This window comes from Planctopirus hydrillae, assembly GCF_001707835.1.
Lineage (GTDB): Bacteria > Planctomycetota > Planctomycetia > Planctomycetales > Planctomycetaceae > Planctopirus > Planctopirus hydrillae.
In genome coordinates, this window is the sequence record NZ_LYDR01000001.1 from 77,133 (window position 1) to 93,861 (window position 16,729).

A 16,729-nucleotide genomic window follows, 5' to 3' on the forward strand; every position below is an offset into this window, starting at 1 on the left:
GGAAAAGATCGAGCCAGCGAGACAGGGCTCATCGACGGAATGAATACCACTTTTTGGGAGGTGTGGCCGACTGATCCTGGGCCTTGGCAGGTTCACCTTTCCTGGAAGGAGATGAACCCTTGGTGGATTCAGCGACTGAAGGCTGGGTGATCTGGATGACGCCAGAGTCTGGGAGCTGGCCATAAGGATCGGGCTGCATCTCATCAGTCGCACTCGCCTGTTGGATCGACGGGTCTTTCAACTGTTTTCTGGTTTGCCCGGGAACATCCGGGATCGGGGGTTGTGGCAAGAGTTGTGGAGCCGGGTTCCCCGGTGGATTTTGCTGGCCAGGTGATGGTGGCATTGGATCGACAGGTGGCACACTCGGCGGGAGCTGGTTCGTCCAGTCGGGTTCGCCCATCACAGGAGCATTGATCGCTCGCAAGGGTCCGTGGATTTCTTCGGCTTCACACTCAATGAAGTGCAGTCGCCCCATTTCCACATCCTTGATGAACTCCGAATCCGCATCCGAAGAGATCACGCGAGGTGTCAGGAAAATCAGCAGTTCGGTACGAACATGACTCTTGCTGTCATATCGGAAAAGATGCCCCACGATGGGGATATCGCCAATAAAGGGGACTTTGCGTTCGCTGGTTTCGTCGGTCGCAGTAATCATCCCCCCCATGACAACTGTCTGGCCATTGGGAACACTGATGGCAGTTCGAGCGGCACTGATATCCTTGATCGGGGATTCAATCACGTTGCCGTTGGTGGCATCAGTAAAGATGGGGACTCCGTTTCCACGGAACTGGCTTTTTTCGGCGATGAGTTCCATCACGATTGTCCCATCGGGTGAGATTCGTGGTGTGACTGTCAGAATAATGCCCGCCTGATCCTGTCGAATCTGAGGGTTCGCCAATCCAGTGGCACCAATCTGCACACCATCGACAATCGGCACCTGCTGACCCACCTGAATCTGGGCCTGCTGATTATCCAGAGTACGAATCTGTGGTCGCGAGAGTACCTGCAGTCGGCGACGTGAAGCCAGGGCACGAATCAGGACGTTGACCGATTCCGATCCAGCGGAAAGGACCAGACCGCCATAACCCAGGTCGTTATTCACACGTCCCAGCGAGAAGCTCGACAAACCCTGTGAACCGACTCGAGAGGGGTCAATCGTGGTGTTGTTTCCCAGAGGAGTATTGGGGTTATTGAACAGGAAGCCGGGAGCTGCGGTTTGCGACACAACACGCTGTGTGGTGGTTTGAGTACCGTTTGGCGAAGTGGTGGTTTCTGTCAGAGTCACCAGGTCGTCGACCACGCTGCGGTCGAACAGTACGGAATCCTGCAGACCCAGTTCGACACCAAACTCATCGACGTTATCGAGTGTGACTTCGACAATCAGAGCCTGAATGATCACCTGACGTGGTGCCTGATCAAGTTCCATCACCAGTCGAGTGATCTCATCGTAGTACCTGGGTGTGGCACTGATGAGGAGGCTGTTGGTGCCCGTTTCGGGAACGACAACAACTTCGCGTTCGAGCTGCTCGACCGTGCTGATCAGGTTCGGGTTCTGCTGAGAGAGCTGCAACTGGGAATTGACGAACTGTGTCACTGCGGTGGATACCGCCAGTGCCGGGCTGTTCTTGAGTTTGAAGACGACGTTCCTGCGTTCCCGAAGATCGGATTCATCGAGCCTGAGCAGGATGGCTTCCACCACGCGCAGGGCTTCTGCGCCGCCAATCGCAGTAATACTGTTGGTACGGGTATCAACACTGAACCGCAGTGGAATCAGATTGCTCGAAGCGTCGTCAGCTCCTGCCACAGCCAGCCCCAGTTGCTGTCGCAACGCGTTGTTGCCGCCTCCCTGCTGGTTTCCACCAGGCGAGAAGAGCTGCTGCAACTGTGTCACCAGTTGTGAGGCATCGGCATTGGTGAGCGTAAACACCTTGATCTCGGCCACTGCTGCTGTGGGTTGATCGAGCTGACGAATCAGTTCTTCCAAAAGAGGGATGCTTTGCTCAGGGGCGGAGAGAATCAGACTGTTCATGCGCGTATCGGGCGTAATGCGAATGTCAGCCAGCATCCCGGAACGCAGGGCTTTCTTATCACCTGCCAGGAACGACAGAATCGCGGGCCTGACCTGACGGAAATCTTCGGCGACCTGGTTACCACCGAGACCACTGTTGGCTCCTCCCTGGTTCGCCGCCTGGTTCGATGGAGGCGAAAGCACACTTTGAATCGCTGCATTGATCACAGCCGAGAGCTCGACGGCGACGGCGTTCTTCAAGGGAATGATCTTCACCTGGTTGACAGCGGCCATTTCGTCGCGATCGACCTTGGCGATCAGTGCCTTCACCTGATCCAGATCACGCGGACGAGCCCGCACAATCACGGAGTTTGAACGAGGATCGGCAATCGCGAGCACGCGGGCACCTAAACCAACTCTCGTGGCATAGAAGGCAGTGATATTGGTCACCACTTGAGAAGCGACTGCGGTTTTCAGGCTGAAGACTTCAAATTCTGATTCAGGATCTGTCGGCTGATCGAGTTCTTCTGCCAGTTCGAGAATCGAATCGAGATCGGTCTTAGGTGCCACAATGATCAACGCATTGGGAGTGTCGACAGGAATAATCGCCACATTCTGGCGGGGTTGTGTGGCCCGGCCAGGGAACTTGGCAAGACTGTCGAAGACAAGTGTCAGCAGTTCGCTCATGGCGGGCGAATCGGTGTGACTCAGGTAGAGCACATGCAACTGGGGAGCGGTATTCTCACTGAGAGCTTCGAGCTCTCGAATGACTTTCATCACCTGTTCCACGTCGGCTTCATTACCACGCAGAATCAGGACACCCAGATCCCCAATCGCTTCGATGTTCACATCACCTTTGAGATTGGTCACGACATCGGAAATCGCGGAATTGCCACGGGGTGGCTGTGCTGCCTCAGGTTTGGCTGGAGCGGGGGCAGGAGCAAAGGGATCATCATTCTCCCGCTGGGGATTGGCAGCAGGAGTATTGCCTGCCTGAGCGACAGTCAGTCGATTCTGCCGGCGCATCTTTTCCAGATCGGGCTGATACTGGGCCAGCATGATCGCTGCCTGAGGAGTCGTTGGAACGATCTTCGCATCGCTGGGCCAATCGCCCCTGGTGTCGAGCGAAGTCAACAGATCAACCACTCCGCGGGCCACCGCTTCGGGACCATCGATGTAGAGCTGATCGCGCTCATCATCGATCGAGACCATGAATTCAATGGCAGTTTTGCTCTTACCGGGAAGCCTGGAGACCGAGAACGCCGGTTTGCCAGCGCGACCGGCATCCACCAGCCGGGCACTTTCCTTGTGCGAGCGATACAGCACTTTTGCCAATTCCGCTGCCTTGTGCTGCCGGGGTTTGAAAGCAATTGCCACGGGTGGTTTGGCCACTGGCTGTGGGACAGGCTTGATCTCACTGGCTGCGAGGGGATGACCCGCAGGTGGTGCCACAGGTTGCGATAGCGGATGGGTATTGGCCGCCGCAGGGACTTCGTGTCCCAGTGTCATGACGTTCTGCGTTACGACGTTCTGGGGCATGAAGTTTTGTGGTGTTTGAGCCGCGGGAAGAGGGCCCACAGGTGACTGGCTTGGCAGACCAACAATTTGCTGACCACTGATCTGCTGAATCTGTCCCGGATGCAATGTGGGAGCTGCTTCATAGGGTGCAGACAATGGATGTTGCGCACTCATCCCGGGAGGAACTTGAGCGTAAGGGCCAGAGGGAGGAGGTGTGACAGGTCTGGCTGGCTGCATGCCGGGGGTCTGCAATGGTGGCCCGTAAGCACTCTGGCTTTGCTGCGCCTGAAGCTGCTGGGCAGGCGTATAAGGGGATGTATGCAATTCGACCGGCTGATACTTGGGGCGAATGCTGGGCAAATCCATCAGGACGATGAATTTCCCTTTTTCAATCAGTCGAAAGCCGAGAGGTTCGATCTCTTTGTTGAGAATGCGAATGGCATCAGCCCGCGAGTATTCCTGCTTATCAATGCGTGTAAAGCGGCCTGTGGGGACACGCTCCATGATCAACTCAGACTGCGATTCTTCGGCCAGTTGTTCGAAGACTTTCTGCCAGTTCGAACCCCAGTGGTTGAGCTTCACTCGAGGGCCGGAATCCTGCTGATCTCCGACAGCAGGAGCATTCACCCCATAACCAGAGTTGGTATGGTGAGGCGAGACTTTCTGCTGGCCATTGGTTAATGGCACAATCGGCTCGCGGCCGTAGACCATCTCGCTCGGGCTGAGCAGTGTGCAGGCCGTCCCCAGCAGCAACTGAGCACAACCCCACCAGACACTTTTCTGAGTCTGTGGAAATAATGTTCTTACAGCCCGCAATCCGGGAGGGATTGATGTCAGCATGTGACTACCATAGGAAAGGAGGTGTGGCAGGTATTGCCGGTGGGAAGATGCACGATCCGAGAAGACGTACATCCAGTTGAGTATTCGGAAAAATAAACCATCAGGTATGAAGGAAAGGTCGCTGAGTTTCCCCGGAATTCAGGTTGGGAAGATGTCTAAGCGAACGATTTCGTCCCTCTTCGGCAACTCCTGCCGACAGGGACTCCCTGAGAGGTCGAAACGTCGATTTTTCCAACATTTTGACTTTAGAATCGGCAGCGGCAGAATCTGCCACCGGATTCCAATCAGGACTTGTCCAGCACCCTCCAGTTCTGCAAGTCGTTCCCGGCATGAGACAGTTGTCACCCGGTATGTTAAGCTGAAAATCAACGACAGGATTAACAGAAAACATCCATAGGTCTTGATGGAGATTGGCCCCATGGCGGAACTTCTCGATAACCCTCTTCTGGCAACCAGCGGGTTACCAGATTTTGCCCGTATCGAAGCCTCCCATGTCGTCCCGGCTGTGCGAGCGACCGTCGAGACCGCTCTCAAAAAACTGGATGCCATCGAATCCCATCTGCAGCCAACATGGGCTGGCATTATGTCCCCCGTCGAAGAGATGGAACGTCCCTTCACCTGGAGCTGGGGTCCCGTGGGTCATCTCCTGGGTGTTCGCAACAGCCCCGAACTGCGCGCTGCCTATGAAGAGGTCAATCCTGAAGTCGTGCGCTACAGCCTGCGCGTCCGACAGAGCGAGCCGATTTATAAAGCCCTGGTGACTCTCGCGCAGTCGCCGGAGTGGGAGAGACTTTCGCCGGCCCAGAAGCGGATCATTAAGGATCGCATCAAGGATGCCGAACTGGCAGGGATTGGTCTGCAAGGCGATGCGCGAAAGCGATTTGGCGAGATCGAAGAGAGGCTGTCTGTCCTATCGACGCAGTTCATGAACAACTGTCTCGATGAAATCAAAGCTTTCTCACTCGATCTGACCACGGAGGAGGAAATCGCCGGGTTCACTCCCACACTCAGACATCTGACGGCCCAGTCGTGGAATCGTGCTCATCCGGAAAGTGCAACGAAAGCGACTGCGGAGCAGGGCCCCTGGCGTATCACGCTCGATTTCCCGGTCTATGGTCCTTTCATGGAGCACGCGAGAAGGCGCGACTTGCGCGAAAAGCTCTATCGGGCATTCATCACTCTCGCTTCCCAGGGTGAACACAACAACGAACCCATTATGCGGGAACTGCTGAGCTTGCGCAAAGAGAAAGCGCACCTGCTGGATAAGAACTCGTTTGCGGAAGTCAGCCTGATGCGCAAGATGGCTCCCAGTGTGGATGCCATTCGCCACATGCTCCATGAACTTCGCGATACGAGCTGGGGAGCAGCACAGCAGGATCTCGCCGATCTGAAGGCGTTCAAAGTCTCCAGCGGCGATACCGATGAGATCAAACCCTGGGATGTTCCCTTCTGGGCCGAACGACTGCGCGAAAGCCGGTATTCGTTCACCGACGAGCAGATTCGTCCCTACTTCCCGTTCGAACGTGTTCTGGAAGGGTTGTTCGGGCTGATTCATCGACTCTTTGGGGTCACGATTGAGCAGGCGAAAGAACCCGTCAGTGTCTGGTGCAGCGATGTCCGCTTTTACCATGTGCTGGATGAGTCGGGCCAGAAGATGGCCGCGTTCTTTCTGGACCCTTACTCGCGGCCCGAAAATAAGAGGGCTGGTGCCTGGATGGATACCTGCCTTTTAAGGCAGAAGGTGGGCGATGAGCTTCAACTTCCTGTCGCGTATCTCGTGTGCAATCAAACGCCGCCTGTCGGTGAGCGGCCAGCCCTCATGACCTTTCGTGAAGTGGAAACTTTGTTCCACGAGTTTGGCCACGGTCTTCAGCACATGCTGACGATCATCGATCATCCCGATGCCTCGGGAATCAACGGCGTCGAATGGGATGCTGTCGAACTCCCCAGTCAGTTCATGGAGAACTGGTGCTATCACAAGCCAGTGCTGATGGGGATGACTCGTCACTACGAGACCGGGGCACCATTGCCAGAAGATCTTTTCAACAAGATCGTCGCAGCCCGCACGTATCGCGCCGGGTCGATGATGCTCAGGCAGCTTCTCTTTGGTCTGACGGATCTCGAGTTGCACCACGATTACGATCCTGCAGGAAGCGAATCCCCTTTTGATGTGCAGCGCCGCATCAGCCAGACCTGTGCAGTGATTCCCCTCATCCCGGAAGACCGCTCGTTGTGCTCATTCCAGCATATTTTTTCGGGTGGCTATGCGGCGGGATACTACAGCTACAAATGGGCTGAGGTTCTCTCGGCCGATGCCTTCAGTGCGTTTGAAGAGGCGGGTCTTGATGATGAGAAGGCGATTGAACAGGTGGGCCGCCGGTTCCGCAATACGGTGCTGTCGATGGGTGGCAGCCGACATCCGATGGAAGTCTTCCGCGATTTCCGTGGTCGCGAACCCAGCCCTGAAGCTCTTCTGAGACATATGGGTCTGACGAAAGTGTGATGGCCTGAAACCCTCGCCCGCGTCTGCGTGGGAGAGGGTGGCACGAAGTGCCGGGTGAGGGTCATTCCGTTCGATGTATATCGGTCAGTGAGGTATCTGCGGGGGCGTCAATTGACTATCAGTGGCCAGAGATGACAAGCATCACGCGATGTAGCTAATAGTGCATTATTCGTCCAATAGGTTCGAGCTCGCCCTCATCCCGGCCTTCTCCCGTCGGAACGGGAGAAGGAGCAAGAAACCCCCGCCCGCGTCTGCGTGGGAGAGGGTCGTCGGGGTGGCTAGGCTTGAATGTCTTCATCCGCTCCCTCGTCAATCGAGTTCACCAGCAGGATTGCATCTGCCAAATTCCTCCCCATGAAAAACGGGGTCAACAACCAGCGTCAAACAACCTGGGGGCAAACGAGGACGTTTGACCCCAGCCACCCGGCTCGCGTTGAAGCCGATCGTAGATAGAACGCCAACAAAGTTCGAGCTTACCCTCATCCCGGCCTTCTCCCGTCGGAACGGGAGAAGGAGCGAGAAGGCCTCGCTCGGGCATTACGCTGGTGGTAAGGCCCCGGCCTTCTGAGCCGACCGCCACAGGCGCCAGGTCCGCTGATCGAACCCGAAATTCTGGCCCGTCAGCTTCATCAACGCCTCGCGGACTTCTTCGTTCTGATGCACCTGCTCGACAGTGATCGTCTTCATCGGACGGGGCGTCATCGTGTCGGGAACAATTGTCCCCCCTCCATTGATGACCTGACCATCGGGCAGAAAAATCCGGTTGTTGGCCCCTGGGATGAGTGGTGACGATGTCGATCCACCCGAACGCAAGCCCGTGGCACTCGCACCATCCGTCACTGGCACCTGCACCTGATATCGATGTCTCGTCACCAGAGCCTCAATCAACGGGTCGATGGACGAATCATCCCCTTTCACCAGCAATGCCCGCCCGGCCCGGCACACCACCGTATTGAGATCATGCCTGAGATGACGAGCCCAGAAGCCGCGCGCCTGGGGGAGAAACTCTTCAGCCACCCCACTGACAGCGCTGTAGCGGATCTCCATGTCGTCGTCGAACAGGGCCGCACGGGCGAGTGCTGTCGCAGGACGTTCTCCCTTGAGCTTCGAGAGAGAACTGATTCCCACGAGACGAAAGTTCCTGCGGGCATCTTTCATCACAAAGCGTTCAATCGCTGCTGTGGCATCCGGGTCAGTCAGTTGCTCGAACTGGAACAGACCCTCGGCATTTCGCTGCGGATTCTCACTTGCCAGCCAGTTCATCCACAAACGGATTTTCGGGAACCAGGCCTGCTCGGCTTCAAGCTCGGCCTTGCTCCGCTCGAGAAGTTCAAGTTCCTGCAGAGTGATGTAGCGGCCTTTATACTTCACATAGCCTTTGGCCATCATCCATTCATCACGATCAACCCACTTGCCCTCCTGAAACGTATGGTTCAGCCCTTGATGGGCTTTTTCATCCTCAGGATCGAGACGAAGAATCTCGCGGAGTTGTTCTTCCCGTTGTTTGGTCAGACCACGCTGACGTGCCCAGTTGGCCAGCTCCCACCGCGCTGCGACGGTATCCGCGACCTCTTCGGCCCGGGTTTCATACTCCTCAGCCACTGGTGAACGCGGCGTGACAAACGCAATCTGCGACCGAAGAATCGTTACCTCACCTCCCGTCGCCAGGAGAATCGTGACCGGTTCATCGACCATTGTCGGTGGAACCGGTGGAGTTTGTAACGGCGAAGACGATACGGGAGTTTCTGGATCGGTTTTGTTGGGAACCGGCTTGCCGGGAGTCGGTGCTTTGGCAGCAGAGAGCGGCTTGCTGAGCTTGCCGCGAATTTCTCCTCCGGTCGTCAGCTTAATCACATCCGCCTGTGCCGATGAAACCAGCAATCCCATCCCTGCCAGCGAGCACAGTACAACCACGACATGGCCACGCACCCAGCGGCCGATGCCGGAGGGGAATGAGGCTGCTCTTTGATCCCACGAGTCGCGAAGAATTCGAACCATGACGAAATCCACACTCCTGAAAAAGCCAACCACATTGTAAATAGTTTTCGGAATCTGAGTCATGGAAAAACGGTTCGACTCTCCACCAGAAGCGGGAATTCAGCCTGAACTTCCACCGGCAGTATCTCCCGGAACTTCGAGAGGAGGGACCTTTAAAATCACGCCAGACAACCCGCAAGAGCCCGACAATCGGCAAAGGCGCCAGAATTTTGCCAAACCACGGGCGAATCGAGCCCGGAACAACTGGATGAAAGCTCAAATTCACCGATGGATGCGGCTGGCGTTTGGTGTTCTGCGAGCGATAGAATCACTCCTGTCGAGCTGGGGGGATTGGTGGAAATCTGCAGCCTGGAGGCGTGATTTTTTCAAGGCCCGACTCCCTTTTGGTTGGGATTGCTCTTGTACAGTCGATTCTGTGGTAGGTTTCGAAAGGGATCTTCCACAAGGTCATGAGCCTCCATGAGATTCTCTCATCGAGTCGATGGCCAGAAGTTTCCGGGTGAATTCAGTCGTACGGATCCAGTGGTTTGTCATGATTTTCCGGCTGCCTGTGTGTGGCGGAAAGTTTGATCTCCTGCAAAGTGATTCCTGCCAGATATAACGGTTCAGGTTGTTCTATGAATGCAGACGTTCTCGGTACAGCAGTCATTCCCGTCGAGAGTCGCCGCTTTGCGAACTGGCGTGTTCTGGCCTCTTTGCCTGGACTTCGCAGCGCCGTCTGGGCCATCCTTCCCGCACTGTTGCTGGCTGGCAGCTTCGGTGAACTGACTCCAGTGCAGGCCCAGCAGACTTCAGGTCTCATCACACAGGATCAGGCACAGGCGATTGGCCTGGAGCGTGCCTGGTGGGGACAAGCCGTCTTCAATCCTTCGCGTGACAAAATTGCCCACATCGTGATTGATGAAGACAATCTTTACGTGCAGGCGACGTCGGGCCACGTGACGGCCTTCGATGCCGAAGATGGTCGCAAGCTGTGGGCGGTTCTTCTGGGCTCAAACGACGACCCCATGTTTCCCGTCGCTGCAAACGAGACCGAATGCATTGTCATCGTCGGTACTAAAATGGTCTGTCTGCAGAAACGAACGGGCAAAATCCTCTGGACGCTTCGCCTGCCAGGTGCCCCTTCGACAGGTGCTGCCGTCGATGATGACCATGTCTACTACGGCACACTCAACGGCAGTGTCTACGCCTTCAGCCTGAAGCGGATTCGCGAACTCTATCTCGAACAGCGGTTGCCTCAATGGTCATATGATGCGTTTGTCTGGAAGTACAAAGCTGCTGGTGAAGTTACCTCGACACCTATTGCCGGTGGCCGCCTGGTGAAGTTCGCCAGTCGAGATGGTTCGGTCTATGCCGTCTCAGCCCGAGATCGTCGCCTGGCCTTCCAGTTCGAGACCGACGCACCCATTGTCGCTCCCATGGCACTTTCCGGCCGCTCACTCTATCTCGCTTCCGAAGACTTCACCTTCTATTCCATCGATGCAGAAAACGGCAGTGTGAACTGGGACTTCTCGACCGGTTTGCCCATCCGCAAGGCACCTCATGTCGTCGGAAACGACCTCTTTGTCACTCCAGATCGCGGCGGTATGTACTGCATGTCGACCTCCGCAGGGACCCAGCGATGGTGGAACAAAGCCATTACGCAATTTGTGGCAGTCGGTGGCAACAGTGTTTATGCCAGCGATGCCAATATGAATCTCCTGATGCTCTCGCGATCGGAAGGGAAAGTGACTGGTTCTTTGCCAGTTCGTCACTACACCTATCGCGTGGCCAACGACCGCACTGACAGATTGTATCTGTCCACCGCCAATGGAACTGTGGTCTGTCTGCGTCCGACCGGGCGGCCCTATCCGACATTCCACCGCTATCCCGACCGCCTGCCACTGATGCCTGAGTTCGAACCCGAACCTGGCACCGAACCAGCCGGCGACAATCCCCCCGCCGACGGCAACTGATTCAGATTCCACTTTGAACTCGACCTTAACCAGGCCCGCTCTTTACGTGATTACAGGGGTTGGGTATCTGGTTTTGGGAGTTGGGAGTTGGGAGTTGGGAGTTGGGAGTTGGGAGTTGGGAGTTGTGTGGCCTGGCCCACTCTGGAACCCTCGCCCGCGTCTGCGTGGGAGAGGGCAGTGTGAGGGTCTTCTCATTCTTCCGACCGTAGAGTGCCATACTGCGCCAGCCAAGTGCACCAACTCTTCCCGCTTCGCAGCCTTTGCGTCTTCGCGCGAAAACATCGAACTTCGAATTCAGCCTCACGCGAAGCCGCGAAGTTCTCCAAGAAGATCGGCACGATTCATTTCTTCCGCGAACGCGCTCCCTCGTCCCTGCAGGCCCAGAGATTTGAAGACGGCAGCAGGGCGTGGTCATCGACCATCTGGTCGGGATCAACCGAGTGGCAGGGGGCAGAGGCGGACATCCGACTCCCGTCCCCCGACCTGTCAGCGAATGCGTCGTTGCCATGCTTAGTGATCTCGCCCTTTCGCACTGCTTTATGGGGATCGAGGGACGTTCCCCCCCCAACATTCCGTGAAGTGTGGTCGCAGGGGGTTGGAGATGAATTTTCCGGGAAGTTGGCCCGGGATTCTGAGTGCTGCAAATGAGACAGTTTTCGATGGAGAAGCGTCACCCAAAAGACTATACTGAACACAAGTACATTTTCATTAAGGCGCACCAGAAAGAGATAGAGTGAGGGGCCTGTTTGTTCATTATGTTGTTCAGTGGTGCTTGCGAAGGGTCGATGACGATGTCTGCAATGAAAGTTTCGGGCGAGAAGGTGGAGCTGCCAAGAGATTCTGCCACATCGTTCTGGCAAGAGGTGGAAAGGCACTATGCCGCCGATGATCATCTGAGATGGAAACTCTTGGCAATATTAGCCTTACGGGAAAGTTGCGGATGGACAATTGAGCAACTGGGGCGGGCAACGGGCCACCCGCGAGGTCATATTTCCCGCTGCCTCAGCAAGGTGAAAAAGGAGTTGCAGCAGCGGTTCCAGGCGGATGCCCAGATGTCGAAACGATTTGCAGTTGATGAAGGTGACATCAAATTGAGTGAACAGGAGCAAGCCGCCATCGAGAACGAACGTCTGGAAATGGAGAGTCCGGCGATCAGCAGGGCCACTTCCCGGAGGAAAAGAGCTGCTGGGCGTCCCCAGGTGGTCATGAACAGGGCGGTCATGAACAGAAAACATCGCAACCTGTAGTGAGTCCGTTGTGTCGATGGTGCCTGGCAGGTGGCGAGCTACTGAGAAATCCGGCTCACCTGTGGGATCAATTCTTCCTTCAAGAGTGGCAAGGTTCAGGAGTCTGGGATGCAGATTGAAGAACTTCCCATCGGTCAGTTAATTCCCGCGCCCTACAACCCTCGTAAAGTGTTGAAGGCGGGTGATCGCGGCTACGAAAAGCTCGTGCGATCGCTCGCCGAGTTTTCGCTGGTACAGCCGGTGATCTGGAATCGTCAGACGGGCCATATTGTGGGTGGTCACCAGCGAGTCGAGATCCTGAGGGCGCAGGGGGCCACCACAGTTCCTTGTGTCATCGTCGATCTATCGCTGGCTCGTGAGCAGGCTCTGAATGTGGCGCTCAACAATCGTGAGGTGGGGAGCGATTGGGACATTCCCCGGCTGTCGGGGCTGCTGACTGAGTTGAATGATCTCCCGGATTTCGATGCCACACTCAGCGGTTTTGATCCCCGCGAGCTACGGGAGATCACGCTGGTGGCTCCCTTTTCGAGCATGGAAGAGGTTGTCAAAGAGGGTCAAAAGACTTCCCATGCCAAAAAGACTGCGCTCACAAAAGCGGCACTGGCTGCTTCCAGGCATCGCTCCTCCAATGAAGCGGCAGCTCAGGGTGAGACTCCTTCGGTTGTGATCGTGACGCTGGAAGTGGAGCCGAGTCGCTGGGAAGAAGTGCGCTCCCGCCTCGACGAACTGCTGCAGCAAATCCCGCTGCCGGTTCATGTTCGGTGGAGTTGATCCACCTGGAGGATGTCTACGATTGTCCGCGCTCATTATCGCGATTATTGCGACAGATCGGAACTTCCAGAGATTTTAACGATACCTGATCGTCATGCCACGTGTTTCTCTCTTTGCCAGCGGGTACCAGTCGATCTGAAAACCAGCGGCACAAAGAGAATTATCAAACGTGGTGTTCATCGGGGCGGAAATATGAAGACGAGCCTTACCTGGGTGGCTGTTGATCGGACTTCCACTCAGGTTCCACAATGCTGCTCAACTCTCCGATCGATTCGCAAGATCATGAGCTTCTTGTCGCTGGCAGTTTGTCTCACAGTTCTGAGTGACGCTGTTTTGAGTGGCAGTGTTCTGCGTAAAAGTGCATTTGCTGCCGACAAGCCACGCGTGATTTCCCCTGTGGAAAAGCCTTCGATTTCCGAAATCAGCCGCCAGATCGATGCGCTCCTGCAGCAGGAGTTCGACAAAAAGGGGATTGCGCCATCGGCCATTTGTAGCGATGAAGATTTTCTCCGCCGGGCGACAATGGATATCGCCGGCCGGCTGCCCACTCCTGAAGAGATTCGCGAGTTCCTTGCCAACGGCGATGCCGACAAGCGGGCCAATGTGGTGCAGTCGCTCCTGGCTGAGCCGGCCTATGCTTCCAACTGGGCTCGCTATTGGCGCGATGTCATCTTCATGAATGCCACCAATGCCCGGGCTCGGTTTGCCGTCAAGCCTTTCGAGGACTGGATGACAGCCGAACTCAATCGTAATGCGAGTTGGGATGAGATTGTGACGCAGCTCATCACTGCGACTGGCGATGTTTACGAGAACGGTGCGACCGCTCTCTTCTTCGCCCACGATGCGGAGCCCGAAGAAGTGGCTTCGGAAATCTCGCGGATCTTCATGGGAGTGCAGATGTCGTGTGCCAATTGCCATGATCATCCTTCCGATATCTGGAAGCGGCGGCAGTTTCACGAACTGGCTGCCTTCCTCCCCCGGGTGAATCTCAAGCAAGACCTCCAGGCGATGCCACCCAAGTTCGAGCTGGCTTCAGTTCAGGCGAACGAACGTCGTGGGACGGATTATCTCAAAGAAAATCCCGAGATGATCTTCCAGGCGCTGGATCGCAATCGCGACCGCAAAATCAGCGAAGAAGAGGCCAAAGGGGGGCGTGGTCAGTTCGCCCGTGTCTTTCCCCGATTGATCGAATACGGCGACACCAACAAAGACGGCATGATCTCACTGGCAGAAATCAAGTCCGTGCAGGTGCCTGAGCGACCTGGGCAGGGGAGTATTGAATACTACATGCCCAACCTGGATCGACCTGCCGAGAAAGGGACGCTGATTCATCCCAAGTTCTTTGTCAATGGCCGAGCCCCCGGCAAAGAGCTGGAAGATCAGGAGCGACGCCAGGCTCTGGCAGGTTTTGTGACAGCACCACAGAACGAATGGTTCTCGAAAGCGGTCGTGAACCGTGTCTGGCACGAAATGCTCGGCTCCGCCTTCTACATGCCGGTGGATGATATGGGCCCTTCGCGAAGTGCTGTGCATCCCCAGGCGATCGAAGCTCTGGCCAAGGCCTTTACCGCATCGGGCTACGATCTCAAATGGCTGGTCGGGACCATAGCCCAGACCAATGCCTATCAGCGTTCGTTGCGGAATAGCTCCAGCAGCCAGCCAGAAGTTCCCTTTGCATCGGCTCAGCCCAGTCGGTGGCGGGCTGACCAACTCTTTTCCGCGATGTCGTCGGCATTAGGCATCCCCGAAGAAACACGGATGTCACAGGCTCCCGGGATGATGGGGCGCCTCGCCATGCGGAATTCGCCACGCACGCAGTTCACACAGTTGTTTGGATTCGATCCTTCGATTCCCCGGGAGGATCTGACTGGCACGATCCCTCAATCGTTGATGCTGATGAACAGTCCCACGGTGAACCGGGCTGTCGAGCAGCAGATTCGCAGTGCCATCACTGGTGACGATACGCCTCTGGAACGTGGCTTTGCCGCCATGGCCAGAAATCGTTTTGGAAACAATTCCCCGGCGGGCCGCAATACCAGCATTGTGCTCAATCGAGCTGCGGTGGAAGAACTCTATCTGAAGACCCTGGCCCGCAAACCGACAGAAGCCGAATTTAAAATGATGCGGGCTTATGTCGATGAGCATGGCAATAACCCCGAAGCGGCTGTTGATCTGCTCTGGGCACTGATTAACTCGACGGAGTTTCTATCGCGACGGTAAAGAGAGCATGTGCCTGTCGCTATCAATGCCGGCTCTAATTGCAGGGTAGGTCGGCTGATTCAGTGATGGTTTGCCTCAGTCGCTGTTGAAGTAGATTCATAGATCATTCCATAGAACGCACGAAATTACTCTCATCATCCGGGGACTGAATCATGTCGCCAGTCATTCACGATCTTGTTCAGCTTTCGAGAAACCACTTCACCCGCCGACGTCTGCTGCAATCCACTGCGGCTGGGATGGGAGCGATCGCTGCCGGTGGTTTGCTGCCAGCTTGTCTGTCGGCTCAGGCGGCTGATCTGCAGCAGAAGAAGCGTTCAATCATTGTCCTCTGGATGCAGGGGGCGCCCAGCCAGTTCGAAACTTTCGATCCCAAACCTGGTACAGAAACAGGCGGCCCTACGCAGGCGATTTCGACAGCCGCCTCGGGGATTCAGATTGCTTCGACCTTTCCACAGGTTGCGAAAATGATGAACGAGATCGCCTTGATCCGTTCACTCACGAATAAAGAAGGGAATCATCAGCGGGCGACTTACCAGTTACATACAGGCTATATCCCCACAGGATCTGTGAAGCATCCCTCACTTGGGGCGAATATTTCGCGACAGATTGCTCCAGCAGGGCAGGACTTGCCGTCGCTGGTCACTATTGGGAATGCGATTGCCGGGATTGGTGCCGGGTACCTGGGAATCAACTACGAGCCGCTGCACCTCAATCAGGCGGGCAAGATTCCCGATAACGTCGCCATCGGAACGAGTACGGAGCGCTTTGACCGACGGCTGGGATTATTGGGTCAGATGGATCAGCAGTTTGCCGAACGAGGTGGAGCCTCTGTTGTGCAGACACACCGCGATCTCTATTCGAAGGCTTCCGGCATGGCTCAGTCGAAAGACTTGAAAGTCTTCGACCTCGATGAAGAACCAGCCGCTCTTAAGGAAGCTTATGGCGATACCAACTTTGGTCGCGGTTGTCTTCTGGCCCGTCGACTTGTCGAAGCCGGTGTCACCTATATTGAAGTGCGCGTGGGGAACTGGGATACCCATGCCGATAACTTTGAGGCGACGACCCGGTTAGCGGGTGAAGTCGATCCGGCGGCTGCCACATTGATTCGAGACCTCAAGGATCGTGGCCTGCTCGACTCGACACTCGTGGTCTGGATGGGTGAGTTTGGCCGCACTCCCAAAATCAATGCCCGCACTGGGCGCGATCACTTCCCTAAAGCATTTAATGGTTTCCTCGCGGGAGCTGGTATTCGAGGTGGTCAGGTGATTGGACGAACCAGCGCCGAGGGGACAGAAATCGAAGATCGACCCGTGACTGTGGGCGATCTCTTCACATCGATCTGTGCGGCGATGAAGGTCAATCCCAAGGATGAAACGATGAGTCCACAGGGACGTCCGCTCAAGGTCATTGAATCGGGCGAGATCATCCAGGGACTCTTCGCCTGATGGCGGTTCGCCTATTGCTTTTGCGAAAGGTATGGCCTTGAAACGTTTGAGAGGCAGGTGCTGCTCGCCACCCGATCAGAACGCGGCGTAACGGCATGGTTTCGGACTTTCTGGCTGACACATGATTGGCCTCAAGAATCGTGCCATGCAACGCCGTCCACGATTTTCTCAGCAGGAGTTGAGCAGTCTTTCTCCTTGGCGGCGTTGGGTTTGAGTCAGGCGTT

At 55.9% G+C, this 16,729-nt stretch carries 8 protein-coding genes; 6 read left to right on the forward strand and 2 right to left on the reverse strand.

Translation table 11 applies throughout. The annotated features are described in order from the left end of the window. Positions 1 to 28: 28 nt before the first annotated feature. On the reverse strand, positions 29 to 4,366 hold the full coding sequence (locus tag A6X21_RS00365) for a secretin N-terminal domain-containing protein (protein ID WP_068845159.1): 4,338 nt from the start codon (positions 4,364 to 4,366) through the stop codon (positions 29 to 31). Positions 4,367 to 4,784: 418 nt separating this feature from the next. On the opposite strand from A6X21_RS00365, the gene A6X21_RS00370 reads away from it, so the two are divergent. Continuing rightward, the gene (locus A6X21_RS00370; protein WP_083233285.1) at positions 4,785 to 6,869 is read left to right on the forward strand and encodes a M3 family metallopeptidase; all 2,085 of its coding nucleotides are present in this window, start codon (positions 4,785 to 4,787) and stop codon (positions 6,867 to 6,869) included. A gap of 537 nt (positions 6,870 to 7,406) precedes the next feature. On the opposite strand, the gene A6X21_RS00375 is transcribed toward A6X21_RS00370, so the two are convergent. After that, positions 7,407 to 8,867: a HEAT repeat domain-containing protein gene (locus A6X21_RS00375; RefSeq protein WP_131818101.1), complete on the reverse strand. Its 1,461-nt coding sequence runs from the start codon at positions 8,865 to 8,867 to the stop codon at positions 7,407 to 7,409. Positions 8,868 to 9,484: 617 nt separating this feature from the next. Between A6X21_RS00375 and A6X21_RS00385 the strand changes: the two genes are divergently transcribed. From A6X21_RS00385 to A6X21_RS00405, 5 genes are all read left to right on the forward strand, one after another. Beyond that, entirely contained in the window at positions 9,485 to 10,822 is a 1,338-nt protein-coding gene (locus A6X21_RS00385; RefSeq protein WP_068845167.1) for an outer membrane protein assembly factor BamB family protein, read from the forward strand. A 791-nt stretch (positions 10,823 to 11,613) separates the two neighbouring features. Next, on the forward strand, positions 11,614 to 12,069 hold the full coding sequence (locus A6X21_RS00390; protein WP_131818102.1) for a hypothetical protein: 456 nt from the start codon (positions 11,614 to 11,616) through the stop codon (positions 12,067 to 12,069). Positions 12,070 to 12,135: 66 nt separating this feature from the next. Continuing rightward, positions 12,136 to 12,840 (forward strand): ParB N-terminal domain-containing protein, encoded by a 705-nt coding sequence (locus A6X21_RS00395; protein ID WP_498072423.1) that lies wholly within the window; start codon positions 12,136 to 12,138, stop codon positions 12,838 to 12,840. 192 nt (positions 12,841 to 13,032) lie between these two features. Further along, positions 13,033 to 15,060, forward strand: coding sequence for a DUF1549 domain-containing protein (locus A6X21_RS00400; protein WP_068845173.1), 2,028 nt, complete (start codon positions 13,033 to 13,035; stop codon positions 15,058 to 15,060). A 152-nt stretch (positions 15,061 to 15,212) separates the two neighbouring features. Beyond that, positions 15,213 to 16,505, forward strand: a complete 1,293-nt coding sequence (locus tag A6X21_RS00405) for a DUF1501 domain-containing protein (RefSeq protein ID WP_068845175.1) — start codon at positions 15,213 to 15,215, stop codon at positions 16,503 to 16,505. Positions 16,506 to 16,729: the final 224 nt, after the last annotated feature.

Bases quoted from the DNA above. Each gene is read 5' to 3' on its own strand.
- A6X21_RS00365 (WP_068845159.1), bottom strand. From the start codon at position 4,366: ATGCTGACATCAATCCCTCCCGGATTGCGGGCTGTAAGAACATTATTT.
- A6X21_RS00370 (WP_083233285.1), top strand. From the start codon at position 4,785: ATGGCGGAACTTCTCGATAACCCTCTTCTGGCAACCAGCGGGTTACCA.
- A6X21_RS00375 (WP_131818101.1), bottom strand. From the start codon at position 8,867: ATGGTTCGAATTCTTCGCGACTCGTGGGATCAAAGAGCAGCCTCATTC.
- A6X21_RS00385 (WP_068845167.1), top strand. From the start codon at position 9,485: ATGAATGCAGACGTTCTCGGTACAGCAGTCATTCCCGTCGAGAGTCGC.
- A6X21_RS00390 (WP_131818102.1), top strand. From the start codon at position 11,614: ATGTCTGCAATGAAAGTTTCGGGCGAGAAGGTGGAGCTGCCAAGAGAT.
- A6X21_RS00400 (WP_068845173.1), top strand. From the start codon at position 13,033: ATGAAGACGAGCCTTACCTGGGTGGCTGTTGATCGGACTTCCACTCAG.
- A6X21_RS00405 (WP_068845175.1), top strand. From the start codon at position 15,213: ATGTCGCCAGTCATTCACGATCTTGTTCAGCTTTCGAGAAACCACTTC.